General features: G+C 33.9%; 5 protein-coding genes. All 5 read right to left on the bottom strand.

Annotated features, from left to right (window positions below; translation table 11 throughout):
* Positions 1-317: 317 nt before the first annotated feature.
* Positions 318-1550 carry a hypothetical protein gene (locus tag ACI313_RS06500; RefSeq protein ID WP_439755589.1) on the bottom strand — a complete coding sequence of 411 codons (1233 nt, stop codon included), beginning with the start codon at positions 1548-1550 and terminating at the stop codon, positions 318-320.
* Positions 1551-2354 (bottom strand): hypothetical protein, encoded by an 804-nt coding sequence (locus ACI313_RS06495; RefSeq protein ID WP_439755588.1) that lies wholly within the window; start codon positions 2352-2354, stop codon positions 1551-1553. It abuts the gene before it with no gap.
* A gap of 71 nt (positions 2355-2425) precedes the next feature.
* Positions 2426-3898: a hypothetical protein gene (locus ACI313_RS06490; RefSeq protein WP_439755587.1), complete on the bottom strand. Its 1473-nt coding sequence runs from the start codon at positions 3896-3898 to the stop codon at positions 2426-2428.
* Positions 3899-3958: 60 nt separating this feature from the next.
* Positions 3959-4873, bottom strand: a complete 915-nt coding sequence (locus tag ACI313_RS06485) for a hypothetical protein (protein ID WP_439755586.1) — start codon at positions 4871-4873, stop codon at positions 3959-3961.
* Between the two features lie 238 nt (positions 4874-5111).
* Positions 5112-5426 (bottom strand): hypothetical protein (locus ACI313_RS06480; RefSeq protein WP_439755585.1); only part of this gene is annotated, 315 nt, incomplete at its 5' end.

Below are 5426 nucleotides of genomic sequence, written 5' to 3'. Positions count from 1 at the left end.
TCAAAAAATCAGACTCGACCGCCGTATAATCAGCAGCCAAGCAAGATATCGTTGCGCCCGTCAACTTTAATCGGACAGCAATAATATTTTTCACAAACAAATTCGGCTATTTCAGACAATAATACATCAGCCATACAAACAAATTTTAGTTGCTTATACGGCTGGTAGTCAGTATGCTATATGTAAATTTATGGTTTAGTATTCGTCTTCGTTGAAGAAACCAGAGCGAATTGTTATTCAGTAAGTTAGTTCAATTTACCGGGATTAGACAAGCAAACTTTGCTATAAAAGGCGATGAAATGCTATTGTCACATGAGTTAGGTGTGCCATGTCGCTTCGATTTGGAATTCAAATAGTTCTTTTTTTGAATTTCGTTTCCGGATAACCTTTGCTACAGGATTCTTATATCCGAGAGATTTCATGATTTCGCAAATAATTAAATCTGTGTGAACCATATTACCATAAAAAGACGAGTTCCCTAAAATGTAATATAATTCGCATCCGTTCTCAAGATTTTTAATTAAATTCTTAAAATGCAAATATATGTCATAAAAGAATTTAAGTACGTACTGAGCAAGAGTTTTTCCATTTTTTGAATCAGATTCTCTAATCTTATTTACAGCATCTGTTAGGCAAGCTGGTTTTGACCAACTTGTATCACATTTCCAAGTAGATAATTTGCTTGTGGCGCTACCCCAAGTACCACCTATTGCGGCCCAGTCCAATTCTCCTGCCTCCTCTCCAGAATTTAAGAAACCGAGCCAATACATATATGGACGAAGTTCTCGGATATAACTTATTCTATTAGGATAAGGAGGAGACGTAATCACATAATTTACTTTTTCATCAAGGCAAACATTTCTCGAATCTCCTGAGATGATTTTAACATTGCCTTTTAAAGAATGTTTCGCAGAATCTGAAATATATTCAAGTGATTTAATAAAAAGTGACAATATTTCAGTTTCTTCATAAGAGTTACAAGTCTCTTTAAATGATACGGATATATGACCGAAATCAGCAGCAGAGCTTTCTATTATAAGTCTGGCAAAGGAAATCCACGCCAAATTCGAAACACTTGAGCGAATTGTTGGCCCGCCAAGTTCTTCAAAAAGGAACTCATGTAGTTTCCCAAGATGTTCAAGAGTGATAGAATCCCACCAGCGTTCTATATTTTTCATTGGAGGAATCCAGGACTTGCAGTATTCTTTATAATGGTCACTATTTAGGCTTTCCTTTATATGTGTGAGTTGATCATCTATATCAACAGAACTATAGTTTTGGCTTTTAGCTGTTGAAAACCAATATAGGAAAGGATTAATTTCGTATAACATGGAATTTAAGCCATATTCTGCCGCAACGATGCCAGTTGTTGCAGTTCCGCAAAATGGATCAAAAACAGTTCCTGAAGAAATTTTCTTTTTGGAGAACAAATTATCTTCTCCGAGAATTTCTTCAACTAATTTCACAGAGTACGCAGGAGTTAATCTTAACCAACCATGTCGGCCAAGATTTTGATTATACTTGAATGTATAGTCCTTGTTTTTTGCCATTTAAACAGATAATAATCCTTTGAGAATATTTTGTATTGATTGTCTAATTGATGCAGAGTTCCTCTCGAAGAACAATGCTAAATTATAATTCAGAATTTCCTTGCAAAAAGCATAAAGAGACACATAAGGGCTTTCAGACAAATTCCCTGTTAAAATGCCACATTTGTTATTCGTGTAACGCAATACGATATCATCGTCAATTTGAGATGAGAATATGGCAAATACCGGGATGAGATTGTTTGCATATGCTACTGTTGCATTATCTATATCTGCATTTTGTCGTTTGCTGTCTTTACTTTTATACCCCTGACGAATTTCGAAAACGATTCCTTCAAATTGTCTTTTTTTAATGTTGTGCTGTTTGGAGAATTCTTTCATCCAATTCTCAACATTAGTTCGTATTTTTTTGTCAGAGATTTCCTTTAGATTTATAAAACTATCTAAATAGAGTGTTTTCTCTTTACCTGCTTTTGTTTTTGTTTTGTAAGACCAAAAAGCTTGGCCCTCGCTTTCATATCCCAATGAATCTACAATTATAGCTCTTAAAAGGCGTTCACAACCAATTCCTATTTGACGATATATGGATGTCATACCTCCTGCGGCCTTGTGTGCTGCAAACATATATGGAGAATCAAGGCCGATCCATTTGTAAAAGGGATCACTCCGGTATAATTCAAGGAATTGCTCTAAATTATATCCTTCTGCTGTTGAATGACCAAATTTGGGTCGGTAGTTTTGACATTCCTTAAGAGGCGTAAGGAATATATCGAAATATCTTTTATCGTTTTTATATTGTAGTTCCATAAAACAAAATTAGTCTATTTTTTGGAGTTCAGCAAAGGAAATCTGCTAACCCATGTTTTATAATCAGAATACTAATATTTGATTAAATTTTTCAACAGATTAAAAATTTCTTGTAATGGCTGAATGTGATTCACAACCAATATTACTATAAGAAATGATAAAATTACAAGAGAGGAAACTCTCCAAAGATTAGAAAACTCTTTAATCCTTTTGTCTCTGTATTTACCCTCTTTTGCAGTTTCGTTGTTGTCCTTGAAGAAACTCACAAGTTCCTCCTCGCCCAATAAATCTTCGTAATATTTTCTATTTGACTTAAATCTTGTCTCTAAATGCTCGATTCTTTCATTGAGCCATTTTTTTTCTTTATCATAATATAATAAAGAAACTATACTGATTGCAATACAGCACAAAATAACGGCATCAGGAATGTGCTGATTTGAAGATAGCGAGAAAGATAATATTGATAAGATTATCGAAATAAAGAAGAAAGATAGAAGTGTAATAGATATTTTCTTAAAGTTGTCCTCAAAATTATCAATAGCGCGAAGTATAGAATCCTGATAGTTTTGAATATCTTTTACAATGTTATTTCTCAGATCCAAATATTGACGCACATTTTCTTTCTGATAAATCTTATAATTGGAGAGAATGGCGTCGAACGTATTTGAATGCAAAACCAAAGAAGATGCGTCGATATTTAATGACAGTATATTTCTAATAATAAGAATTTTATCGTCAATATCACCGCCATTATATACCCATGTATAGATCTGATTAATTATTTTAGTCGTATTTGCGTCAACTTCTTTGTTAAGGCTCCATTTACCTGCGATGGATTTAAATCCATTCAATTTAAATAATAAACAGTCTTGTTCTGTATGAGTATAATCTAGTAAAAAGCATAACGAATACAGCGTTGATAATTTATCAAAATATTGCTTTAAAAATATATTCTCAGATGCTACAGGAAATATGTCGTCTGGCAAAAGCGAGCCCTTAAATTGAGACGAAGAGCACAAAAAACTGGCCTTATCGATGCGACGATTTCTTTCATAGGTTGATTTTTCGGAACTAGTTTGAATTATCTTCTTTCCTTTCCCATGAAAATGAAATGTAGATGTGACAAATGAGGTAATATGGTCTTCCTGAAATTCAAATACACATGTGCCTGAATTTAAGAATTTACATAACTGTCCCAGTATAGAAAAAGGATTGCCCGATTCTAAATATGAGCGAAAAAGATCAAAACGATATATTGAATGTTCTTGCTCAAGTGTTCCTTTTGAAATGTTAAATTTTATTAATCGCTTGATAGTTTTGTCTAAATGAACGTAACCTTGAATGAATTCACCCCAATTATTGTTTAATGAACTGTATTTAAGGACAACGTCATCGTCAATCTCAGCTGAGTCGTAGATATTAATTGACAGAACATCTCTTGAAGGAATTGTAATATCAATTCCATCCTGCGGAATTAGCTCCTTGAGGGAATCCGCTTGGTATAACAAAGACAGACCATAGAAATCTTCGGTACACTTAGCCACAATCTGAGTATAGCGTCCAGAGAATATAGTTATGATGTCAAAAACGTTATTCATCCCTTATTACAATTTATTTATTCTGATGTCCTGTGCGAAATTATAGCCACGATCTGAGATTATTGTAACGCCTTTCCTTCCATCTTCTTCGTATGGGAGAATAATATTTTGAGGATTAGGGAAATCGCATTTCACCTTCAAATCCATTTCATCTGTAAGTTTGTAAGAGCCTTTAATACGATCTTTTACAACAGAAGTGTCTTTTGTAAAGACGGGATCAAACGATTTTGAATCCTTGATTCTGTCAATCTTCGACTTTAACTTCTCAATATTTACTTTATCCGGCTCTTGAGGTTGATATTTCCCGATTATTTCATCCCGAAAATAGTCAATATCGAAAATGCCTGATTGACGAAAATATCCAACCGTAAGTTGTTTAATTGTCCTATGATCACTTGGAGAATCCTTTTGCAGTGGTTTCAGGATATTTCTGTTTATTAGTGAATAGGCTTTGTCGGTGTTTTCTGTATCTGAATAAACAGGATTTAGCTCCAAAAAATCTTTATGCCAATATTCACTTTGACGTTTAGAAGAATCAGAAGTCGTAATTTCAGAAATTTCAACTTCCTGTTCGTTTCTATTTACAATAAACTGGCAGGTCTTATAAATCTGATTTTTCAGAGATAATCCTGATTGTATAACACCAGTTGCTTCGGAAATAAATTGATCATAATCTGATTTTAACAGCAAGACGAACTCTTTATTATTATGTGTTCCGTAAGCAACAATCATGACACCAATTGGTATCTGCGTATTAAGTTGCTTAATTTCTTCGTTTTTATTCTTTTCTGTGTTAGCAAGATCATTCCCTAACTCAAGGCCTAATTCTCCAATCGATTTATTCGCTGCGATACTTAGAATGCGGTCTCGTGTAGTACGCTTATTCTCATTAAATTTATACCGTCTGTCTTGTTGAGCCATTGCCCTGGTCAACAACTCCTTAGTATATTTTTCGATATTCTCTGTTTCTTGAAAATCTTTAATACTAGCGTTCCCTATATTGTTGTGTATGCATACAATTTGATAGTCTAACAGCTCCATTGTATTTAACTATGTTAGTTACATAGATTTATTAATAATTTCTTAATAGTTCTGACTGGCGACCTAGCCTATATGCGACTATAAAGAAGTTCCTATCTGGTTGAAATGTATTATCCTTTTATGGCCATTTGTCAGATTGCTTTGCATTGCATGACGCAAAATTACAAAAAAAATCTGAAAGTATAACTATTGACGCCGAAGTATTTTCACCGACCACATCTGCATACAAGGATTTGTTGTAGTCCAGTACTTCATCGACAAATGACACCCTCCCTTTTTGTTGCTCCAATTCTTGTTTGTATGTGCCGTTGAGGATACTTCGTAAGACTGGCACTGTCATCACAAAATCTTCATCAGCAAGAAGACCATTGATGATTTTGTCTATCTCCTTTTTCTTCTTGGCCAATACATTATTATATATATCAGCCTTTGG

It is taken from the genome of Floccifex sp. (genome assembly GCF_051873495.1).
GTDB lineage: Bacteria > Bacillota_I > Bacilli_A > Erysipelotrichales > Erysipelotrichaceae > Floccifex.
This window is presented reverse-complemented; position numbering and strand designations above follow the sequence as displayed.